The 21464-nt window shown below is 49.2% G+C and carries 22 protein-coding genes and 1 pseudogene; 17 read left to right on the forward strand and 6 right to left on the reverse strand.

Annotated elements, in window-relative coordinates; translation table 11 throughout:
• Window positions 1-24 precede the first annotated feature (24 nt).
• A complete protein-coding gene (gene dapF, locus FRZ59_RS04520) occupies window positions 25-804 on the reverse strand; it encodes a diaminopimelate epimerase (protein WP_132128120.1) in 780 nt (259 codons plus the stop codon).
• Between the two features lie 167 nt (window positions 805-971).
• On the opposite strand from dapF, the gene FRZ59_RS04525 reads away from it, so the two are divergent.
• Entirely contained in the window at window positions 972-2480 is a 1509-nt protein-coding gene (locus FRZ59_RS04525) for a Do family serine endopeptidase (RefSeq protein ID WP_132128121.1), read from the forward strand.
• 82 nt (window positions 2481-2562) lie between these two features.
• On the opposite strand, the gene FRZ59_RS04530 is transcribed toward FRZ59_RS04525, so the two are convergent.
• The 5 genes from FRZ59_RS04530 to metK form a co-directional block, all read right to left on the reverse strand.
• Window positions 2563-3297: a LytR/AlgR family response regulator transcription factor gene (locus FRZ59_RS04530; RefSeq protein ID WP_132128122.1), complete on the reverse strand. Its 735-nt coding sequence runs from the start codon at window positions 3295-3297 to the stop codon at window positions 2563-2565.
• On the reverse strand, window positions 3294-4331 hold the full coding sequence (locus FRZ59_RS04535; RefSeq protein ID WP_225975186.1) for a sensor histidine kinase: 1038 nt from the start codon (window positions 4329-4331) through the stop codon (window positions 3294-3296). Before FRZ59_RS04535 ends, FRZ59_RS04530 begins: the two co-directional genes overlap by 4 nt.
• A 12-nt stretch (window positions 4332-4343) precedes the next feature.
• Window positions 4344-4724, reverse strand: coding sequence for a DUF4288 domain-containing protein (locus tag FRZ59_RS04540; protein WP_132128123.1), 381 nt, complete (start codon window positions 4722-4724; stop codon window positions 4344-4346).
• A gap of 18 nt (window positions 4725-4742) precedes the next feature.
• The gene (locus FRZ59_RS04545) at window positions 4743-5543 is read right to left on the reverse strand and encodes a LiaF transmembrane domain-containing protein (protein WP_132128124.1); all 801 of its coding nucleotides are present in this window, start codon (window positions 5541-5543) and stop codon (window positions 4743-4745) included.
• 382 nt (window positions 5544-5925) lie between these two features.
• On the reverse strand, window positions 5926-7164 hold the full coding sequence (gene metK / locus FRZ59_RS04550; RefSeq protein ID WP_132128125.1) for a methionine adenosyltransferase: 1239 nt from the start codon (window positions 7162-7164) through the stop codon (window positions 5926-5928).
• 89 nt (window positions 7165-7253) lie between these two features.
• On the opposite strand from metK, the pseudogene FRZ59_RS18815 reads away from it, so the two are divergent.
• From FRZ59_RS18815 to nuoF, 16 genes and pseudogenes are all read left to right on the forward strand, one after another.
• Window positions 7254-7579, forward strand: a pseudogene (locus tag FRZ59_RS18815) (acylglycerol kinase family protein); the annotation flags it as partial.
• Between the two features lie 63 nt (window positions 7580-7642).
• Window positions 7643-8143 carry a diacylglycerol/lipid kinase family protein gene (locus FRZ59_RS18820; protein WP_225975266.1) on the forward strand — a complete coding sequence of 167 codons (501 nt, stop codon included), beginning with the start codon at window positions 7643-7645 and terminating at the stop codon, window positions 8141-8143.
• A gap of 34 nt (window positions 8144-8177) precedes the next feature.
• Window positions 8178-8519 carry a translation initiation factor gene (locus tag FRZ59_RS04560; RefSeq protein ID WP_132128127.1) on the forward strand — a complete coding sequence of 114 codons (342 nt, stop codon included), beginning with the start codon at window positions 8178-8180 and terminating at the stop codon, window positions 8517-8519.
• 179 nt (window positions 8520-8698) lie between these two features.
• Window positions 8699-10201, forward strand: a complete 1503-nt coding sequence (gene pckA / locus FRZ59_RS04565; protein WP_225975187.1) for a phosphoenolpyruvate carboxykinase (ATP) — start codon at window positions 8699-8701, stop codon at window positions 10199-10201.
• A 636-nt stretch (window positions 10202-10837) separates the two neighbouring features.
• Complete coding sequence (locus FRZ59_RS04570) at window positions 10838-11455, forward strand: MotA/TolQ/ExbB proton channel family protein (RefSeq protein ID WP_349290825.1); 618 nt, start codon at window positions 10838-10840, stop codon at window positions 11453-11455.
• Window positions 11456-11504: 49 nt separating this feature from the next.
• Window positions 11505-12125 carry an ExbD/TolR family protein gene (locus tag FRZ59_RS04575; protein ID WP_132128130.1) on the forward strand — a complete coding sequence of 207 codons (621 nt, stop codon included), beginning with the start codon at window positions 11505-11507 and terminating at the stop codon, window positions 12123-12125.
• Window positions 12126-12151: 26 nt separating this feature from the next.
• Window positions 12152-12805, forward strand: coding sequence for an ExbD/TolR family protein (locus FRZ59_RS04580; RefSeq protein ID WP_132128131.1), 654 nt, complete (start codon window positions 12152-12154; stop codon window positions 12803-12805).
• A gap of 11 nt (window positions 12806-12816) precedes the next feature.
• Complete coding sequence (locus tag FRZ59_RS04585) at window positions 12817-13653, forward strand: energy transducer TonB (protein WP_132128132.1); 837 nt, start codon at window positions 12817-12819, stop codon at window positions 13651-13653.
• Between the two features lie 288 nt (window positions 13654-13941).
• Complete coding sequence (locus tag FRZ59_RS04590; protein ID WP_132128133.1) at window positions 13942-14892, forward strand: PstS family phosphate ABC transporter substrate-binding protein; 951 nt, start codon at window positions 13942-13944, stop codon at window positions 14890-14892.
• A gap of 33 nt (window positions 14893-14925) precedes the next feature.
• Window positions 14926-16593: a tetratricopeptide repeat protein gene (locus FRZ59_RS04595; protein ID WP_132128134.1), complete on the forward strand. Its 1668-nt coding sequence runs from the start codon at window positions 14926-14928 to the stop codon at window positions 16591-16593.
• Between the two features lie 133 nt (window positions 16594-16726).
• On the forward strand, window positions 16727-17098 hold the full coding sequence (locus tag FRZ59_RS04600; protein ID WP_132128135.1) for an NADH-quinone oxidoreductase subunit A: 372 nt from the start codon (window positions 16727-16729) through the stop codon (window positions 17096-17098).
• Window positions 17099-17198: 100 nt separating this feature from the next.
• Complete coding sequence (locus FRZ59_RS04605) at window positions 17199-17741, forward strand: NADH-quinone oxidoreductase subunit B (RefSeq protein ID WP_132128136.1); 543 nt, start codon at window positions 17199-17201, stop codon at window positions 17739-17741.
• Window position 17742: 1 nt separating this feature from the next.
• The gene (locus FRZ59_RS04610) at window positions 17743-18246 is read left to right on the forward strand and encodes an NADH-quinone oxidoreductase subunit C (RefSeq protein ID WP_132128137.1); all 504 of its coding nucleotides are present in this window, start codon (window positions 17743-17745) and stop codon (window positions 18244-18246) included.
• Window positions 18224-19429, forward strand: coding sequence for an NADH-quinone oxidoreductase subunit D (locus tag FRZ59_RS04615; RefSeq protein WP_132128138.1), 1206 nt, complete (start codon window positions 18224-18226; stop codon window positions 19427-19429). The genes FRZ59_RS04610 and FRZ59_RS04615 overlap by 23 nt, the downstream gene beginning before the upstream one ends.
• A gap of 131 nt (window positions 19430-19560) precedes the next feature.
• The gene (locus tag FRZ59_RS04620; protein ID WP_132128139.1) at window positions 19561-20085 is read left to right on the forward strand and encodes an NADH-quinone oxidoreductase subunit NuoE family protein; all 525 of its coding nucleotides are present in this window, start codon (window positions 19561-19563) and stop codon (window positions 20083-20085) included.
• A gap of 1 nt (window position 20086) precedes the next feature.
• Window positions 20087-21451: an NADH-quinone oxidoreductase subunit NuoF gene (gene nuoF / locus FRZ59_RS04625; RefSeq protein ID WP_132128140.1), complete on the forward strand. Its 1365-nt coding sequence runs from the start codon at window positions 20087-20089 to the stop codon at window positions 21449-21451.
• Window positions 21452-21464 lie beyond the last annotated feature (13 nt).

Genomic DNA, 21464 nt, shown 5'->3' on the forward strand with positions numbered 1-21464 from the left:
TTAATTTTAAAAGAAAACAAAAAATTAAATGAAAATTTCCCCTTTGAAGACGAAAGTTGCAGGTCCGCTCAGGTAAATGCCTGAGAATGATTGTTCGCCGCTCCTGTGAAAGCGTACCGTCAGGAGCCCGCCTTTTGTCTGCAGCCTGAGCTTCAGGTCTCCGTACAATTTATCTTTTACCGCCATAGCCAGAGCTACGGCCGTTACCCCGGTGCCGCAGGCATAGGTTTCGTTCTCTACTCCGCGCTCATAGGTGCGCACCGCATAATGATCCGCAAAGGGCTCGACAAAATTGACGTTGATCCCTTCCTGCCGGAAGCGGTCATTATACCGTACGGAACGTCCTTCACTAACAATATCCAGCTCCTGCAGCGTGGAGGTCATTCGAACCAGGTGGGGAGAGCCGGTATCCAGGATATAATCCCCTGAATTTATTTCTATACCGTTTACATCCTTCATTTCCAGGCTTACTTCTTCTCCGGTTATCCTGGCGCGGTGCGGCCCGTCAACGGCAATAAAATGGCTTTCCGAACCGGTAATACCCAGGTCGCGGGCAAAAGTGGCGATACAGCGGCCGCCGTTTCCGCACATTGAACCTTCGCGGCCGTCTGCATTGAAATAAAGCATCTCGAAATCAAAATCCTTATGATTCCGTACCAGCATAATGCCATCAGCGCCTATGCCAAACCTCCTGTCGCATAATTTATTGAATACTTCTACGTCGGGACGCACCTGGTTTGCGCGATCATCGATAAGAATAAAATCATTTCCGGCCCCCTGGTATTTACTGAATCTGATTTGCATGGCTAATCTGGTAACACTTGTTAAAAAATGTTAAATTTTGTTAAATGACAACCGCAGCATCTATTTTTACTGCAACAAAGATAGTAAGCATTAGGTTATCAAGTAAACGGTATAAATTTTGTTTTACTATGTTAGCTGAAAATACAACAAGACAAACGAAGATGGATATGAAAAGAATACTTTCTACAGTACTGATTGCAGTTCTGGGGGGCCTCATTGCCCTCGGCATGTACAAGATCTTTGAAAGACCGGGAAAAGTTACGTCTATTGAAGAAAGGCAGCAGGCGCAGTTTGCCAGCCTGAAAACACCTTCAATGGTAGGATCGGCAGGTTCCGTAGATTTTACGGAAGCGGCAGCCAGGGTAACGCCGGCGGTAGTTTATATTCAAACGACTTACCCGATGAATTACCGCAACGGCGGCCAGCAATTTCCGATGGAAGACTTTTTTGATTTTTTTGACGAGCCGCGGAGGCCTCAGCAGCCGCGCCGCGCACCCAGGGCCTCCGGATCCGGTGTGATCATAACAGATGACGGATATATCGTTACCAATAATCACGTGGTGGAGAACGGCGACAAGGTAGAAGTTACACTGAATAACCGTGAGACTTATGAAGCCGACGTGATCGGGACCGATCCGGGAAGCGACCTTGCCCTGCTGAAAATTAATGCCAGCGACCTGCCCTTCGTTCCATATGGAAATTCTGACGATGTAAAAGTGGGAGAATGGGTACTGGCCATTGGCAATCCCTTTGACCTCCGGTCCACGGTTACTGCCGGTATCGTAAGCGCTACGGCGCGAAGCATCGGCATTCTCGGTTCCGACCGCCCCTTAAGCCAGGGAGAGACCCCGACAGCCGCAATTGAATCATTTATACAGACCGATGCCGTGATCAACCGCGGGAACAGCGGCGGCGCCCTGGTAAACACTAACGGGGAGCTGGTGGGTATCAACACGGCAATTATGTCGCATACCGGTTCTTACGAAGGTTACGGATTTGCCGTTCCGGTAAATATCGTGAAAAAGGTAATTGACGATCTCCTTAAATACGGCCAGGTTCAGCGAGCCTTTATCGGCGTGTCCTTCACGCCCATCAACGCTGCATTCGCCAAAGAGCGGGAACTGGGGACCAACCAGGGTATTTATGTGGAAGATGTTGTTGAAGAAGGAGCAGCCCAGGAAGCCGGGATACGCAAGGGCGATATTATTACCAAAATGGATGGCCGTGAGATTATGGGTACGGGAGACTTGATGGCCGTGGTGGGACGCCATGCTCCCGGCGACAAAGTGGAAGTGACCATACGGCGCGAAGGAAAAGAGCGTAAGCTGAATCTTACCTTTAAGAATCGCCAGGGAACGGTTAAGCCTGAAATTGCAAAAGCGGACTTTGATGCCCTGGGCATTGAACTTAAGCCGCTGTCCGATGACGAAAAGAAGCAGCTTCGTACCGAAAACGGTGTTCGCGTTACTGAAGTGAACGAAGACAGCCAGATATATCATTATACCCAGATAAGGGAAGGTTTTGTGATTACCCGGGTAAACGGGCGGGAAGTAGACGGAGAGGAATCCATCCAACGAGCCTTGCAGCAAACCCAGCAGGGAATGGTGCAAATCCAGGGCTTCTTCCCCAATCAGCCGGGCATGTACACTTACACATTCCCGCTTAAAAAGCAGTAAAACTCAGGCTTGGTAGCATAAAAAATCCGGCGCCCGTTCAGAAGGCGCCGGATTTTTTTATTCCGGTCTGCATGGCCCGGACTTACAGCCCCAGGGCCTCTTTGAGACGGGCATAGCCCGATTTACTTACCGGCAGCTGAATGCCTGAAGTTAAAACGGCCAGGTGAGTATCCTTTTCATATGGATCTATGCGGGTAACCTGGTTCAGGTTTACGATATATGAGCGATGTATCCGTATAAAATGCTGGCTGTCCAGCAGCTCCTCAAAAAACTGCATCGTCCTGTTCTTCATAAAGGAACCGTCACCGGCGCGGATCTTTACGTAGTCCCCCGAGGCTTCAAGGTAATGGATTGACTGGACAGGAATGATCTTGATCCGGCCTTCCGACTTTACCACCACCCGGTTTTGCCTGGCGGCGGGAGCATAAAAGCTTTCCGGTAGTTTCCCGGGAAGCGTCCCAGAACTTTTTCGCAGCATCCATTTGTCGATCGCCTTGTCAAAGCGTTCGCGGGAAAAGGGTTTTAACAGGTAATCAATAGCGTTCGCCTCGAAAGCTTTGATAGCATATTCGTCAAAAGCGGTCGTAAATATAACGGGGGGTGGTTCATCAATCAGCTCCAGCAGCTCCAGGCCGCTGATCTTCGGCATTTGTATATCCAGGAACACCAAACCGGGGTTCCACTGGGAAATTGCTTTCATTCCTTCAAAGCCATCATTGCATTCTTCCACAATCTCTATTTCCCCATAAGGACGAAGGTATTCCCGGATAATTTCACGGGACAAAGGTTCGTCATCAATTAAAACAGCCTGGATCATGATTGTTGGGGTATTTTAAGGGTACTCGTAAATATATTTTTTTCGGCGGAAGTTTCCAGGAGGTCGTTCCTGGCAAAGATCAGGTACAGCCTGCGCCGGATTGACGTCAGACCGAAACCTGTTCCTTGCTGGGGCGGTAAATCGGGGTCGAAAGGGTTAACGATTCGAATCTCCAGCATACCCGGAGAAGCGTTGACTTCAATTTTGATAGTAATGGAATCAGTTGTATTGTAAAGGCCGAATTTAATAGCGTTTTCAACGATAGGCTGAAGCAGCAGCGGCGGCATTAACAGCGAGCAGGCCCCTTCCTGTGCATTGATCTCGGTATTCAGCCGATGACTGAACCGCACTTTTTCTATGTCCAGGTACAATTGCAGCAATTGCAGCTCCTCCCGGGCGCTCACCAGTTTCTGGTGTTCTTTTTTCAGGGAGCTTCTCAGAAAATCGGATAACTGCTGGATCATATGCCGCGCCTCCTCAGGCCGGGAAAGGGTGAGTGCGCTAATGGAATTAAGGCTGTTGAACAGGAAATGCGGCTGCAGCTGCTGCCGGAGCTTAAAGAGTTCCGCCTCCTTTGACTGCTTTTCAATCACCTCGGCCCTCATATGGTTTTGCTGGCGTTCTTCCTGGCTGTACCAGAGCAGGTTAAGTACCGTTATCCAGCCAATGATCAGGAAGCCGAAACAAAAGCGAAGCGGCCAGGACTGCTTTATAAATAAAAGGTAGCCTTCATCCGGCGCGATCAGCTGCAGGAGCCACTGGCTGCAGCATACCCAGATCCCGGCCAGGGCCATGGTAACAATAAAACTAAAAAAATAGGTATCATGGGTAGGCCGGTAGAATGCCAGCTTGAAGGTCATGGCAAGACAGCATATTCCCAGTAAAAGATTGGAAACCAGGCTGTCCAGCAGCGCGATCTGCCAGTTTACTCCCACGAGAAAGTGGAGCAGCCAGGCATGAACACCCATCCAGCACAGCCAGATAAAGGCAAATGCCCAGGAAAATTTCCGGTTAGACAGCGGATAGTTTGCCATTCTTATATGCTGCTACAGCGACAAGCTGGAACCCAGGAGGCTGTCAATAGATTGCCGCTCGCAATTGCTTCGTACCCTTTCGGCTCTGAGTTCGATAAGGCCCACGTAATTTTCTTCGTTTTCAGGTTCCACAATACGGGAATAAAGTTCGGTTTTGTCTTTTAGTTCGTTTACCCGCTGCAGCTCGGCTACGTCAATGAAACTCCAAATGACGGATTCGTCCTTCGAATTGTTGAACGTGTTCTGTTCTTCGAGGCCTATTTCAATCGCCTTTTTTAACGCTTCCTGTTCGTTGCCGGCCTGGATAAGCCGCAGCTGCTCGTCAAACTGCGGGGTATGTTCTCCGTCTCCGCAAATTACCTGAAAGATGATCTTTGAAATGTACCAGCCCATAATTAACCTGTTTAGTTGTCAAAAGCTTTTAATTTCCACTCCGCCGAAAACCGATACACCACTTATTATTAATATTTTAGACGTCTGATCTGCTACTACCGGGGGCGTGACTCTTTTATCATCAGTCCCCCCGAAAATATTGACCATCTCGTCTTTTATCTGCCAGTTTGAAGGGACCATGATCGTTGTTCCGCCAAAAATGTTGACCACTTCCAGTACCACCGACCCCGTAAAATCCGCCTGCGTAAGGTTGAGGTCATTTCCCCCGAAAATGGCGGTTACATCGCCTCCCTTGAAATCCTTGGAAAAAATATTTTTCTGGCTTCCGCCGAAAATGGAAATGGCTTCCAGGAAATCTTCGTTAGCCGGCATGGCCGCCGGCCCTCCTTCACGGAACCGCCTCCTTTCCCTTGCCCTGTCCCGGAATGCCCCGCATCGCCGGTATTGATCATGCCGGCTGTTTCTCCAGGGACGAAGTGTGATTGCCAGGCCGATAATGATCAGCAAGGCAGGCAGCAAAAAGGGGAGCAGGTCGACGCTGCCATCATACACCCGGTCAAACAGGAAGATGCTTCCTACCAGTATCAGGATAATCCAGCCTCCGTTTCTGAACCCATGCTTAATTCCCGCAAATATGCCGAAGGCAATTAACAGCATGGGCCATGTAAAGAGCCATTCCGGGAAATTGGCTCCCAGCCGGTCAGCCAGAAAAACCAAACCTACGGCTATAACAAACATTCCCGCCCAGATCCGGTTGGATCGCCGCTGCTCCGGTTTGTTATCGTCTTTTTCCTCATCCATATTCATGTTACTCTCCATATTGAATTGAATCAAAGGTAAGTTCCAAAAGCAGCCGCAACAAGGCAGAAGAGTTTATTCCGGCGAAAATCTCGGTGAACGCCGGTTTTTTGCCGACAAAGCAACCGAAGCTCGTGAGCGTACTCCACCCGGCATCCGCAAGCGGACGTAATTCCTTGTACGAGAACTTACTCAATATAAAGTTGGGTACTCTGTTGTGTAAAGATGGATACTTTCTGTTGCGCGGGGGGGCGGCGCGCGCCGGAGGGAATGGCGTAGCCGGACTCGCTCAGGCAATTTGTGCGGCAGAGCCGCACGAATTGACATCGCTCCCTGCGGCTACGCCATATCCCTGTTCGGCCCCTGCGCAAGGGAGCATCCGCGCTGAAAAATGTTGTCCGAATTATTGAAGGTCAAAAGCTTCCCGGATCTTATCAACGAGGTCTAACTTTTCCCAGGTAAAGGTTTCGTATTTTTTGCCGTTAATTTCCCTGATGCCCGGGTTGCGGCCCATGTGGCCATAGGCGGCGGTACCGGAAAAGATCGGATTTTTCAGGCCAAAATGGTTAACGATATTATAAGGGCGCAGGTCGAAAAGCTTTTTAAGGCGGCGCGCAATTTCGCCATCGCTTAGTTTCTTTCCGTCATCCCCGTTTACTTTAGTAGTTCCGTAAGTAGTCACGTATAATCCTACCGGTTCGGCTACGCCAATGGCATAGGCCACCTGTACCAGCGCCTGGTCCGCAACTCCGGCAGCGACCAGGTTTTTAGCGAGGTAGCGGGTAGCATAAGCAGCAGAACGATCTACTTTCGAAGCATCCTTCCCGGAGAAGGCGCCTCCGCCATGCGCTCCTTTTCCGCCATAAGTATCTACAATGATCTTGCGGCCGGTCAGCCCGGAGTCGCCATGCGGCCCGCCGATCACAAACTTCCCTGTGGGGTTTACATGGAATTTAATATCGGCAGTAAATAGACGCTGCATTCTCCTGGAGAGTAATTTCTTTACCCTCGGCAGAAGCACGGTCTTGATATCGCTTTCAATCTTTTCTAACGCACCGGGGAAATCATCATGCTGGGTGGAGAGTACAATGGTATCAATCCTCACCGGCTTATGTTTATCACTGTATTCGATCGTTACCTGTGATTTAGCGTCCGGCCGCAGGTATTTCATCTTCTTACCCTCTTTACGAATGGCTGCCAGTTCCTGAAGCAGCAGATGAGAGAGGCTCAGCGCCAGCGGCATGTAATTATCCGTCTCATTCGTGGCATATCCGAACATCATTCCCTGGTCGCCGGCACCTTGCTCCTCCGGTTTGCTTCGTTCCACCCCCTGGTTAATATCAGGAGATTGCTCGTGCAGGGCGGAAATAACGGCACAGGAATTGGCGTCGAACATATATTCTGAGCGGGTATAGCCTATCCGTTCAATCACCTTCCTGGCTACCGCCTGGACATCCACGTAGGCGCCGGATTTGATTTCCCCGGCGAGCATTACCAGCCCGGTAGTTACCAAGGTTTCACAGGCAACCTTCGATTCAGGATCTTCGGTAAGGAATTCGTCCAGGATGGCATCGGAGATCTGGTCAGCTACTTTGTCAGGATGTCCTTCGGAAACTGATTCAGAGGTGAAAAGATAAGGCATAGACTTGCTGTTCAATGATTAATATGACTCATTCCAAATACCTGCAAAGCTATAATAAAATTTCAAATTTTATTGCTTAATTCGTTGATATGACCTTAAAAAGGAGCGTTCTGTTTGTAATAAATCCCATTGCGGGAGGAAAGGAGAAGCGGCACCTGCACCGCATCATTAAGCGGGAGCTGGACCATTCCAGGTTTCACTATGAATTTGCTTATACCGAAAGCGCAGACCATGCCCGCAGGCTGTCAAAATCGGCCTCTTATCTTGGATTTGACGTGGTGGCGGCTGTGGGGGAGACGGAACGGTGAATGAAGTGGCCCGGGGCATCCTGGAGCTTGGGAAAGAGCAGGCTGCAATGGCCATTATTCCTTTCGGATCGGGTAACGGCCTTGCGCGTCATCTTCGCATTCCCATGAGGCCGGCAGCTGCCGTGCGCCTGATCAACCGGCTAAAGACAACCCGCATGGATGCCGGCTTAATGAACGGATTTCCCTTTTTCTGTGTGGCGGGGGCTGGATTTGACGCCCATATCAGTCAATTATTCGCGAAAAACAAAAAAAGAGGCTTTTCGGGATATATCAAATCCGCCCTGCGGGAGATCCGCTTATACCAGCCTGCCCGCTACGAAGTAAAGAGCGGAGGGAAAGTGATCCGCGAAAAGGCCTTCCTGGTAAGTATTGCCAATGCCTCCCAATATGGGAACAATGCCTATATTGCCCCTGGTGCCAGCACTTCTGACGGCCTGCTGGACGTTTGTATCCTGCAGCCCTTTCCATTTTACCGTTACCCGGAAATGGCGCTGCGGTTAATGACGCGACGCATTCAATCTTCGCGCTATATGAGAACGGTACGGGGAAAGGAAATTACTGTTCTTCGCGAAGCAGAAGGCCCGGTGCATCTTGACGGCGAACCGCAACACATGGGTAACCAGTTGGATATTAGGGTAATGCCTTCCTCGATTGCCGTTATAGTGCCATGAGGAAGAGCATCAATAAACGAAATACATTAAAGAGATGAAAAAGAAAAATACCGGCGGTCTTGTTTATTCTACCGATCCCGGCTTTCAGTTGGGTACCAGCCATGAAGACGGGGAAGAAGCAACGCTTGCCCCTAACAGGCAGGATCTGCGGGTGCAGCTTGACAGGAAACAACGGGCGGGCAAAGCGGTAACTTTGATCACCGGTTTCAGGGGAAGGCCGGATGACCTTGAAAAGCTGGGAAAAATGCTGAAATCGAAATGCGGGACGGGCGGGTCCGTGAAGAACGGCGAGGTCCTGGTACAGGGTGACTTCCGCGAAAAGATCATGCAGATACTGGGATCCGAAGGCTACCGCGTTAAAAAAAGTGGCGGATAATTTATCACCGGATAAATCGATTGCGAAATCTTTAAGCGCTGTTTTTGAAAGTGTAGGAATTACGGTAAGATGGCCCTCAGCATGCACTGAGTTGGGTTTTCCTGCCTGATTTTCCTATGTTTGCCGGTGTTATGACAAGCCAATTGTCGTAATATGTAACCAATCAATAAACCTGCTTTATGAATGAAATTGGCTTGAAGGCTGCTACGGCCTCGGTGGCTGATATGGGCCTCCGCGTAGCGTCCGCCAGGTGGAATCTTTCACCTGCTCAAATGGTGGAAGAAGCAATTCTCCGGTCAGAAGGGCATCTTGCGTCTTCTGGAGCGCTGGCGGTAGATACCGGTGAATTTACAGGGCGCGCTCCTAAGGACCGCTTCATCGTCAGGGACCGGCTAACCGAGGACGAGATATGGTGGGGCGATGTTAACATTCCCATTTCCCCGGAAGATTTTGACCGGCTGTATAAAAAGGCTGCGGCCTGGCTGAATAATAAAGAAGTATTTGTTAAGGACGCTTATGCGTGCGCCGGTAAGGATTTCCGCCTGAATATCCGTGTGGTAACTGAAATGGCCTACCAGTCATTATTTGCACATAATCTGTTTTTGCGTCTCCAGGAAGATGAGCTGCTGCGCCATCAACCTGACTGGACCATTTTGGTTGCCACCGGTTTCAGAGCGGACCCCTCGATTGACGGGACCCGGAGCCCGAATTTTACCATTATCAATTTTACACGAAGGATTATCCTTATCGGGGGGACCGGGTATACCGGTGAGATCAAGAAAGGGATTTTTTCGGTACTTAACTTCCTGCTCCCGCTCGGACATGATATTCTTCCCATGCATTGCGCGGCAAACATGGGAGAAAAGGGAGACACCGCTATTTTTTTCGGGCTTTCCGGAACAGGAAAGACCACCCTTTCCGCCGATCCCTCACGTTGCCTCATCGGGGACGACGAACATGGCTGGTCCGGGAAGGGCATTTTTAATTTCGAAGGCGGCTGCTATGCGAAATGTATTAATCTGAGCAAAGAAAAGGAGCCTCAGATTTACCGGGCTATCCGGTTCGGCGCCCTGCTTGAAAACACCTGCTTTAGAGAAGACAGCAGAATAGTGGATTTTTCCGACACCCGGAAGACGGAGAACACCCGGACCGCCTACCCGATTGAATACATTGAAGAGGCGGTTAAGTCATCCTGCGGAAGCCATCCCCGGAATATATTCTTCCTTACGGCGGATGCCTTCGGGGTGCTGCCGCCTATTTCAAGACTTACCGCCGGACAGGCAATGTATCATTTTATATCCGGCTACACTGCGAAAATAGCCGGAACAGAAACAGGGATCAACGAACCCCAGGCTACCTTTTCCGCCTGTTTCGGGAAGGCCTTCCTCCCCCTTCATCCCGGCAGGTATGCCGCATTACTGGGAGACCGCTTGCGAAAGCACCGCGTAACCGCCTGGCTGGTAAATACAGGCTGGACAGGAGGCCCCTATGGGACAGGTACCCGTATTCCCCTGGAATATACCCGGGCAATGGTTTCCGCCGCCCTCTCATCGCAGCTGGATAATGCACCTTTTATCAATGATCCCGTTTTTGGCCTGGCCACTCCCGCTTCTTGTCCCGGGGTTCCTTCCGCACTGCTGACCCCCGTAACACCTGGAAAAACAAAAATGAGTTTGATCTGAGTGCAAGGAAGCTTGCCCGGCTTTTCATTAATAATTTCGATAAATACAAAGACGGCCTGGATCAGGATATTTTAAAATCTGCTAAAGGAATTTTGGAATTAGCGTAATAAAAAGCTAATTTTATCGTATGTTTAAAAATGCCCCCGGTTCGAATTGGGGCATTTTTGTTTTTTATCAGGGAAATTATTTTCTCAGCAAGCTTATGGAATTACGAAAGAGAGTGCATCTTATTGGTAGAACAGGATTTTAAAAAGGCAAAAAGTGGTGCATTATGTTTTCGTAAACAATTGCTGAAAAAGTTTTTTATTTTGATAAATATTATATTTTTGCAGATACGCTTTTTTATAATCATACTTAAAACACTTAAACATAAAAGTTTAAAAAACGCAAAAATTAAAAGATCAAGATTATGGCAAATGCAGCACAGTCAACAGCAACAGTTAAAAAGCCTGAAAAGAATGAGAAGTTTAGCTCGGGTTTTGCCTCATGGGTGATGATTCTCGCAATTATTGCGGGGATCTGTATCTACAAATTCATTTTTGGCGATCCGGCGAATTTTATAGGAGGCGACCCGGAAAACCAGCCCATCCAGGGGGAGCCCGGCAGTATCTTGGAATTATTTATCACGGTGGTTTCGTGGTTCCGATCCTGCTTTCCCTGGTTATCATGACCATTGCTTTTTCAATAGAACGGTACCTTACGATTTCAAAAGCATCGGGCAAAACCAATGTGAATGCTTTTATCGCTAAGATCCGGGCTCACCTTAGAAGCAATAATATTGATGCAGCTATCAGGGAATGCGACACTCAGCGCGGATCAGTAGCCAACGTGGTAAAATCAACCCTTTTCCGCTATAAGGAAATGGAAGCCGCCACGCACATGGATGTTGACCAGCGGATCCTCGCAATTCAGCAGGAAGTGGAAGAATCCACCAACCTGGAGCTTCCGATGCTTGAAAAGAACCTGGTGGTTCTGGCAACGATGGGTTCCGTTTCTACATTGGTAGCACTTTTTGGAACAGTACTTGGGATGATCAGGGCATTTGCTGCTCTTGGCGCCGGCGGTGCCCCCGACTCTTCGGAACTTGCAACAGGTATCTCCGAGGCCCTTATTAACACGGCGCTTGGTATTGGTAATGCGGCAGTTGCCATTGTAATGTATAACGTGTTCACTACCAAGATTGACAAGATCACTTATGCAATTGATGAAGCCAGCTATAGTATTGTGCAGACATTCGCTGAAAAATATAAATAAGAAGCGTTTCAGGGCATAAACAATTTGTTAACTATATAATTTCAAAAAAATGGCTAAGGTTAAACCGAAACGGAAAAGCACATGGGTTGACATGACGGCAATGGTTGACGTGGCCTTCCTGCTGCTAACCTTCTTCATCCTGGTATCTCAATTCAGGCCGGAAGAAGTAGTGGCGGTAACAACTCCTTCCTCTACTGCGGATTCGCGGGTGCCGGAAGGGAACCTGATCCAGATCACGATGGATTCGAAGGGCAGGGTATTTTTTGGTATGGCCGGGCAAACTAACCGCGTGACCATGCTGGAAAACCTGGGTGAAGCGAGGGCGATAGAATTCACTGAACAGGAGAAGGAAGCGTTTTCCCTGCTGGAAAATTTCGGTACTCCGCTTAAGGACCTGAAAAGTTACCTCGCTGCCGGAAAAGATGCCAGGAAACAGTACAATGAAACGGTAGAAGGTATCCCGGTTGACTCTGCAAACAATGAGCTTGAGTACTGGATACGCGCAGCCAAAGGGGTAAACCGGCAGGCGCCGATTGCAATAAAAGGCGACAGGTCGGCTAAGTATCCCGTGTTCGACGACGTGATCAACACCCTGAAGGAATTGAACGAGAATAAGTTCAAGCTGGTAACTGCCGGTGAAAGCGGCGGACAGGTAGCCGTTGTTGAATGATTTGACAGAACTAAAAAACATATATCATGGCTGATATAGAAAGTGCCGAAAGTCACAAAAAAAGTGGTAAAAAAGCTGTAAGGGGTAAAAAGCGCTCTACCAGGATCGACATGACACCCATGGTTGACCTTGGATTCCTCCTGATCACGTTCTTCATTCTTACCACCACATTGAACCAGCCACAGGCTATGGACCTCATTGTGCCGGCAAAGGAAGATGTGCTGGATAAACAGGAAGACAGGAATAAAGTGGGAGATGAGCAGGCTTTAACCATCTTATTGGGAGCGGATGACAGGATGCTCTATTATGAGGGCCTGTTTGATGACCCGAATAAGCAGCTTGAACCTGTGGAAGCTTCCTGGGGAACAGGTGACAACAGTATCCGTTCTGTATTGGTACGGAAATCAAGAGAACGGAATCCCCGTTATGACCAGATACCCGTATTACAGAAACAGTTGAATGCCGGAGAGATCAATGAGGAAGAGTTTAAAGAGCAGGTGACGGAGATTAAAGGTTTTAAACAGGGCGCTGTGATAATGATCAAGGCAAGTCCGGATGCAACCTACCAGAACATGGTAGATATCCTGGACGAGATAAAGATCGCGAACGTAGGTATTTATGCCATCATGGATATCACGCCCCAGGAACAAACAATGTTGGATGAAACGTTCAATCAATAAAAATTACGGTCATGGCTAAGATAGATTTGCAAGACAGCCGGTGGTGCGACATGGTATTTGAAGGGCGGAATAAGGAGTATGGCGCGTATAATCTGCGCAGGCATTACTCCCGGTTCGCTACCCGTGCAATTATTTTTGCAATAGTGGGCTTCGCCTTATGTACCTACGCGCCCATTCTGGCCTCCATTATCAAGGGCAGAAATGCCGATAATGTAGTTCAGGTGGATCTGGAATCAGAACTGGCGAACGTGGAAATAGAGCAGCCCGAAGAGCTGCCTCCGCCGCCGCCTGATATTCCGCCGCCGCCTCCTGCAGTAAAAGAGGTTAAATTTACTCCTCCGGAAATTGTTCCGCAGGAAGAAGTGAGGGAAGAAGATATTCCCCCTCCCGCCGAAACCATTGAAGCGGATGTGCTTCTTGGAGATGAAACACGGGAAGGGCTTTCAAAATTTGATGTGCCTATTGATGCTCCCGAAGACGGAGAGGGCGATGCGATCGTGGGTGAAGTGGTAGACGACAAGGTTTATTCCTTTGCGTCTATAGAAAAGAAGCCCCAGTTCCCGGGTGGAAATGACAAGATCCTTTCTTATATAGGAAAGAATTTTAATTACCCGGCCATTGCACGGGAGAATAATATCCAGGGAACAGTATATGTCCAGTTCACTATTGAAAAGGACGGAAGTGTTTCCAACGTAAAAGCCGTGCGTGGACAGGATCTGGGCGGAGGTTTGGCAGAAGAAGCGGTAAGAGTTGTGAAGGATATGCCCAACTGGACTCCAGGCGAGCAGAACGGACAGAAAGTTAAGGTTAGCTATACCCTTCCTATTTTCGCAAGGTTACAGCAATAATATCCCTTGGTTTAAAACTGCTTAGATAATATTCGTTTTAACTGTAGGGGATGTTCAATCTTAAAAAATTTCAGCAAAAATCGCCCCAAGAGCGATTTTTGCTGATTTTGGGGGATTGATGATTATTGCATACACAATTATCGGCTGCATGTTCATTTTTTATGAGCCTATGCAGAAGATAATAAGGCAGGATACACTCAGGAAAATAGCGGGAGTTTGTATAATTTTATATGCGGTAATACGATTCAGTAAACTACGGAATATCTACCTCGACGATTAGGGGAAAATATGAAAGGATTAGGAATATATCAGTTAGCGGTTCTGCTCTCCGCAGCCAGTCTGATCCAGGCTTGTGCCGGGGGAGGCGGAGGAGAAGAGAGAAGTAACACTGCGGGTGAGGTCACTATATCCGTGGATGAGACCCTTTCGCCGGTAATTGAGGAAGAACTCAAAGTGTTCCATGCGGATTACCCTGAAGCAACAATCACTCCCCTGTATGTTTCAGAGCAGGAAGCTATCCGGGCGCTGATGCTGGATTCTTCAAAAGTAGCAATAGCTACCCGGGCCTTAACTCCGGAGGAAGAGGCACAGTTTAAGAAAACGTACCAGTACACGCCCAGAAGTATAAAAATTGCCGTCGACGCCGTTGCGCTGATCCTGAATAAGGCCAACCATGATACGCTGCTTACAGCCGAAGAGGTACGGTCCATTTTCAGGGGCGAGGTAACCCGCTGGGATGAAATGGATGACGGTAATATAGCGGATGAGATAAAGATCGTATTCGATAACCCTTATTCCAGTACGATATCAGCCGTTAAGAAATTTGCTGATATGGAACGGCTGGATTCCTCCAGGATGGTGGCCGCTCAAAGGAACACGGACGTGATCTCCTACGTAGAGGAAAACCCCAACGCTTTGGGGATTATAGGCGTAAACTGGATCAGTCATCCGCAGGACTCCGCCGCGCAGGCATTCCTGGGAAGCATTAACCTGGTGGGCATTGCTCCTGACCAGGGAAAACCGGGGCACGGGCAATATTACAAACCCTATCAGGCGTATCTCGCCCAGGGATATTATCCTATTTCCCGGGAGGTGTTCGCCATTAATGCAGGGATGAACGTTGGCCTGGGCACGGGATTTGTATCTTTTTTAGCGAGTGAAAGAGGACAATTGATTATCTTTCGGGGCGGGCTCTTGCCGGCAAGGCAGCCTGTACGTTTGATAAACATACAAGAATAAAGTAAATTTTATAATTTTTAACCGAATAAGCATATGAATGTGATTAAGAAAGTAGTACTGCTGTTAGCAATCGGTTTGTGCGCCGTTGTTACGGTAAACGGACAAGACATCCAGCAGGCTATAGATGCGATTGAAAATGAGCAATATGCGCAGGCGAAATCAGTACTCAACGGCATCAACACCGCTGAAAGTCAGTATTACCTGGGTGATATTGCCCTGAAAGAAGGGGATATGGAAGCAGCTAAAGCAGCTTTCCAGAAGGGGATCCAGGCAGACGACGAATTCCCGTTGAATTACGTAGGCTTGGGCCGCATTGATCTTTCCAATGAGAATACGGCAGCTGCCCAGGCAAATTTTGCAAAAGCAGAAGAACAGCTCCGTCGCAAGGTGAGGGATCCGCGCACGTACATAGAGATCATGAAGGCCTACGGTAAGGCCGGAATGTATGACAAAGGCGTTGAATACGGACAGAAAGCAATTGCTGTGGACGATGAAAACGCATCCCTGTACATCGCGCTTGGTGATATCTATGCCCTAAGGGACGGAACTAACCTTTCTAACGCAGTGGCAAATTACGATAAGGCAATTGCCTTAAATCCCGAGAATCCTGAGGTTTACACCCGTCTTGCTGTAGCCTGGTTCAGGGCTCAGAACATGCCGAGGGCCCAGGAATTCCTGGACAAGGCCATTCAGGTTGACCCGGAATTTGCCCCGGCTTACCGCACGAAGGCGGATATTTTTTACCTGAGCGACAGTCTTAATGCTGCCATTGAAGTATATGAGTCCAAGTACCTGGCGCTTTCCAACCGTTCCTGCGAGGCATTGACCACTTATGTGCAGATGCTCTTTATGAATGGCGATGCTGAAAAGGCAAACAAGGAAATTGCCGGCCTTCGCCAGAACTGTTCCGGTATTCCGCAAATGGACCGTATGGAAGGTATTGCCGCTTATGAAACCGGCGATTACCAGAAAGCGGCTACTGCACTGGAAAAGTTCGTTAGTTCGAACCCCGAGGAAATGATACAGCCCTTTGACTATATTTACCTGGGAAAGGCCTATGCACAGCTTGGTCAGGGTGATAAGATCGGAGGAATACTTGACAAAGCGATTGCTATTTCCGATTCAACCAACCAGGAAAGCATTATGAAGGTATACGATGAAATGATCACCGCCTTCGAAGATGCTGAAAAATGGGCTGAAGCAGGTAAAATTTACCAGGAAAAGATCGACAAGTTCGAAAGCTATCCTAAAAAGAATGCCGATCTGCAGAGCATGGCAATTGCCTATACGAAAGCGAAAGATTACCAAATGGCAGATCAGGCCATTGCGCAGCTGATTGAAAAAGAACCTGAATTCATTGGAGGGTACGTGATGCGCGCCCAGATCCATGCCCAGGATACCTCTGATTTTGCAGCTGCAAAGCCGCATTATGAGAAGCTGATCTCGGTAATCGGAGATAAGGTGAGCGAAGGCAAAAATCAGCAATACCTCGCAGAAGCATATAATTACCTGGGAGCGTACTATTATACCGTCGAAAAGGATATTGACAAGTCTATTGCCAGCTTTGAAAAGACGCTGGAATATGATCCTTCCAATAGCCGTGCGGCAAATGCGGCGGAGCAGCTCAAAAAGGTGAAGGAACAGATGGAGGCCAGGCAGCGAGCGCTTGAAGAGCGTGCGCAGCAACAGAGCGGCGGATAAGCCCAGGGCTTGCCGCCAGGCTTTGAACGGCAACACGAACGAGTACTGTTCATTGACTGCTTAAAGTTCTTATGTAAAAACCGGTATTGTCATTAATGCCGGTTTTTTCTTTTTTCTTTTTTAACTTTGCGCCATGCTTTTACAAAGTTCAGCGGGCAGCTATTTACCCATAATGATTCAGGGTATTATGGCGCTTGCTTTTGTGGGAATTACCATGGCGGTTACCCATCTTGTAGGCCCTAAGCGGCATACCGTTGACAAACTTACCCCGTTTGAGGCGGGGATAAGTTCGGTTGGAAATGCGCGCTCCCCTTTTTCCATTAAATATTTCCTGGTTGCCATTCTTTTCGTTCTTTTTGACGTGGAGGTGATCTTTATGTATCCCTGGGCGGTAAACTTCCGGGAACTTGGAACAAAGGGCATGATAGAAATGTTTGTATTTATGGGCATGCTGCTATTGGGCTTCGTGTATATTATAAAAAAAGGCGCCCTGAAATGGGAGTAAGGGTGCATGATACACGAGCGTCGTCCATACGCGCGAACTTGATACTATGTTAGGGATGCCTTAAATTTGCGGCCTGGAAGGGCCAGAGAGAGGGAAGAAAATGAGTGAAATACAATTAGTTAATGCGCCTGCGGGAGTGGAAGGCTCCGGCTTTTTCGCAACCAGCCTTGATAAGGCGGTGGGTTTGGCCCGGTCGCATTCCTTGTGGCCGTTACCTTTTGCTACCTCCTGCTGCGGCATTGAGTTCATGGCTACCATGGGCGCGAATTATGATATTGCCCGTTTCGGATCCGAGCGCCCAAGCTTTTCACCCAGGCAGGCCGATCTGCTGATGGTGATGGGGACCATCGCGAAAAAGATGGGCCCGGTTCTAAGGCAGGTGTACCTTCAGATGGCGGAGCCGCGCTGGGTAATGGCGGTCGGCGCCTGCGCCTCCAGCGGCGGTATATTTGATACTTATAGCGTGATGCAGGGAATCGATGAAGTGATCCCGGTGGATGTTTACGTTCCGGGTTGCCCGCCCCGGCCCGAGGCCATTATTGACGGGCTCATGCGCGTACAGCAATTGGTGAGGGGTGAATCGCTCCGGCGCAGGGGATCTGACGAATATAGGGAGTTAATGGCTAAATACGGGATACAGTAAAATGGGAGTGATTACCAATCAGGGTATCCTGGACAAATTAAACGCTCAATTTCCGGATGCAATTCAGGACGTTTCTGAACCGAAGGGCTTGCTGACTTTTGCTACTGGGCGGGAGAAATTACCGGAAATCATCCGCTTTCTGAAAGAAGATGCATCGCTTGCTTTTCGTTTTTTAACAGATCTTACCGGCGTGCATTATCCTGACCGGGAACTTCCGCTGGGCGTCGTGTACCATTTGCAAAGTATGGCCCTTAACCGGCGTCTGCGTATAAAGGCATTTCTGCCCCTGAACGATCCGCGTATTGAAACGCTAACAAACCTGTTCCCCGGGGCCAACTGGATGGAACGCGAAACATATGACTTTTTTGGGATTATTTTCGAAGGACACCCGGATTTGCGGCGGATCCTGAATATGGATGACATGGTCGCATTTCCCATGCGGAAGGAATTTCCGCTGGAAGACCCCAATAGAAGAGATAAGAATGACGACTTTTTTGGAAGATAAGGCGCTGCAGAAGGACATCACCACGTTGAACCTGGGCCCTACGCACCCGGCGACGCACGGGGTATTCCAGAATGTGCTGAAAATGGATGGGGAGCGGATCGTATCTGCTGATCCCACAATCGGGTATATTCACAGGGCATTCGAAAAAATCGCCGAACACCGGCCATTTTACCAGATAACCCCGCTGACCGATCGCCTGAATTATTGCTCAGCTCCCATTAACAATATGGGCTGGCATATGACCGTTGAAAAGATGCTCGGCCTGGAGCTGCCCAAGAGGGTGGATTATCTGCGGGTGATCGTTATGGAACTGAGCCGCATTGCCGACCACCTTATATGCAATGGAATTCTTGGTGTGGACAGCGGCGCCTATTCCGGTTTCCTTTATCTATTTGAAGAACGGGAAAAGATCTACGATATTTTTGAAGAAATATGCGGCGCCCGCCTTACCACCAATGTCGGGCGTATCGGCGGTTTTGAGCGGGACTTTAGCGACAAGGCATTTGACCGGATCAGGCAATTTCTGAAGGAGTTTCCGCCGGTAATGAAGGATTTTGAAAAACTCTTTAACCGGAACAGGATCTTTATTGACCGCTGTACCGGGGTGAGTCCCATTACCGTAGAGCAGGCCCTGGGATACAGCTGGACCGGCCCGCTGCTTCGGGCAGCCGGCCTGGATTACGATGTACGCGTCCTGGAGCCCTATTCCTCCTACGATGATTTTGAATTTGAAGTTCCGGTAGGTACGAGCGGGGATTGTTATGACCGCTTTATTGTCAGGAACGAAGAAATATGGCAAAGCCTGCGTATCATAGAGCAGGCGCTCGAAAAGTTAAAAAAAGAGCCGGAAGGCCTGTTCCACGCCCATGTACCCGAGTTTTATCTTCCTCCGAAACAGGAAGTTTATAATAACATGGAAGCGCTCATTTATCATTTTAAGATTGTAATGGGCGAGATTGAAAACCCCGCAACCGAAGTTTATCACGCGGTGGAGGGGGCCAATGGCGAACTGGGATTTTACCTGGTTACTGACGGGGGGCGTTCTCCGTTCCGGCTTCATTTCAGGCGGCCAAGCTTTATAAATTACCAGGCCTATCCTGATCTTATTATTGGCGGCCTGTTGTCAGACGCGATCCTGACAATGAGTAGCATGAATGTGATCGCAGGGGAACTCGATGCTTAAACAGCAAAAGCCGTTTAGCATCGGGAGTTTTTAGTTTACAGTTTTTAGAGGGCGATAGACAGAATCCGGGAAGCCTGATCAATTGCTAAACAGGCAAAAAACTAAAGACTAAAAACTACAAACTATAGAAAATGGAAATTGAAACAAGGGAAATAAGGTTTTCGGAGGAAAGGTTGGCAGAGGTGCGGCAGATCCTGCAGCGTTACCCGGAAGGCCGGCAGAAGTCGGCGCTGCTTCCTTTGCTCCACATTGCACAGGCGGAGTTTGATAACTGGTTAAGCCCTGATGTAATGGATTATGTAGCGGGCTTACTGGATATTGAGCCGATAGAAGTATATGAAGTAGCTTCCTTCTATACCATGTTCAACCTGCGGCCGGTAGGTAAATATGTCCTGGAGATTTGCCGGACGGGACCCTGCTGCCTTGTTGGAGCCGAGAAGGTCCAGGCGCATATCGAAGAAAAACTGGGGATCAAGCCGGGAGAAACGACCCCCGACGGGATGTTCACCCTTAAGCCGGTCGAATGCCTGGCAGCCTGCGGCTTCGGCCCCGTAATGCAGGTAGGTGCAACGTATTACGAAAAACTTACCCCGGAAAGAACGGATGAGCTGCTGGAGCGGTTCAGAAATGAAAATAAGAGGGCAACGTATTGTTAATATGGGAGTGAAGATCTTAACACAGCATAGCGGCGTTCCCGGTATCGATACCTTCGAAGTATACCGGAAACAGGGTGGCTACGCAGCCGTGGAAAAAGCCCTGAAGAGCATGAGTCCTGAAGAAGTACTTGAAGAAGTAAAGAAATCGGGCTTGCGGGGACGCGGCGGCGCCGGGTTTCCTACCGGGCTTAAATGGAGCTTCCTGGCAAAACCGGAAGGCGTACCCCGTTACCTGGTATGCAATGCCGACGAAAGTGAGCCGGGTACCTTTAAGGACCGCGAACTGATGAGCAGGAACCCCCACTCGCTCATCGAGGGCATGATCGTATCAAGTTACGCCCTGGGCGCGAATACTTCCTATATCTATGTGCGCGGAGAACTGTTCTATGTGATCCGGATCCTGGAAAAAGCTATTGCGGAAGCCTACGAAAAAGGGCTTCTTGGGAAAAATATACTGGGCACCGGCTACGACCTGGACCTGTACGTGCAGCCAGGCGGGGGAGCTTATATCTGCGGTGAAGAAACCGCGTTAATAGAGTCATTGGAAGGAAAGCGCGGAAATCCCAGGATCAAACCGCCGTTTCCCGCCGTTTCAGGCGTATGGGGATGCCCTACCGTAGTCAATAACGTGGAAACCATTGCCGCCACCAGCTGGATCATCCTGAATGGCGGAGATGAATACGCAAAGATCGGCATCGGGCGCAGTACCGGTACGAAGCTGATCTCGGCCTGCGGAAATATTAATCAACCCGGAATCTACGAAATTGAACTGGGGCTGCCGGTAGAAGAATTTATTTATTCCGATGAGTACTGCGGCGGCATTGCCGGGGGAAAGCGGTTAAAAGCCGTGGTGGCGGGTGGTTCGTCCGTACCTGTACTGCCGGCCAACCTTATTCTGAAAACCATAGCGGGTGAGCCGCGGCTGATGACCTATGAGTCCCTGGCTGATGGCGGTTTTGCTACCGGCACCATGATGGGTTCGGGGGGCTTTATCGCCATGGATGAGGACGCCTGCATTGTACGTAATACCTGGAATTTTACACGTTTTTATCATCATGAATCCTGCGGGCAATGCAGTCCCTGCCGTGAAGGTACCGGCTGGATGGAAAAGGTATTGCACCGCATCGAATACGGGCATGGGAAAATGAGTGATATCGACCTGCTGGTGGATGTGGCGGCAAAAATCGAAGGCAATACCATTTGTCCTCTTGGTGATGCCGCCGCCTGGCCGGTGGGAAGCGCCATCAGGCATTTCCGGGAAGAATTCGAATGGCATGTAAAGGAACCCAGGTTAAGCCAGCAACAAAACTACGGCCTGGCCGCTTATGCCGACCCGCTGCCTGTCCCCGTGACGGAGGAAAGCTGAAGAGAAGGACCGC

It is taken from the genome of Anseongella ginsenosidimutans, assembly GCF_008033235.1.
GTDB lineage: Bacteria > Bacteroidota > Bacteroidia > Sphingobacteriales > Sphingobacteriaceae > Anseongella > Anseongella ginsenosidimutans.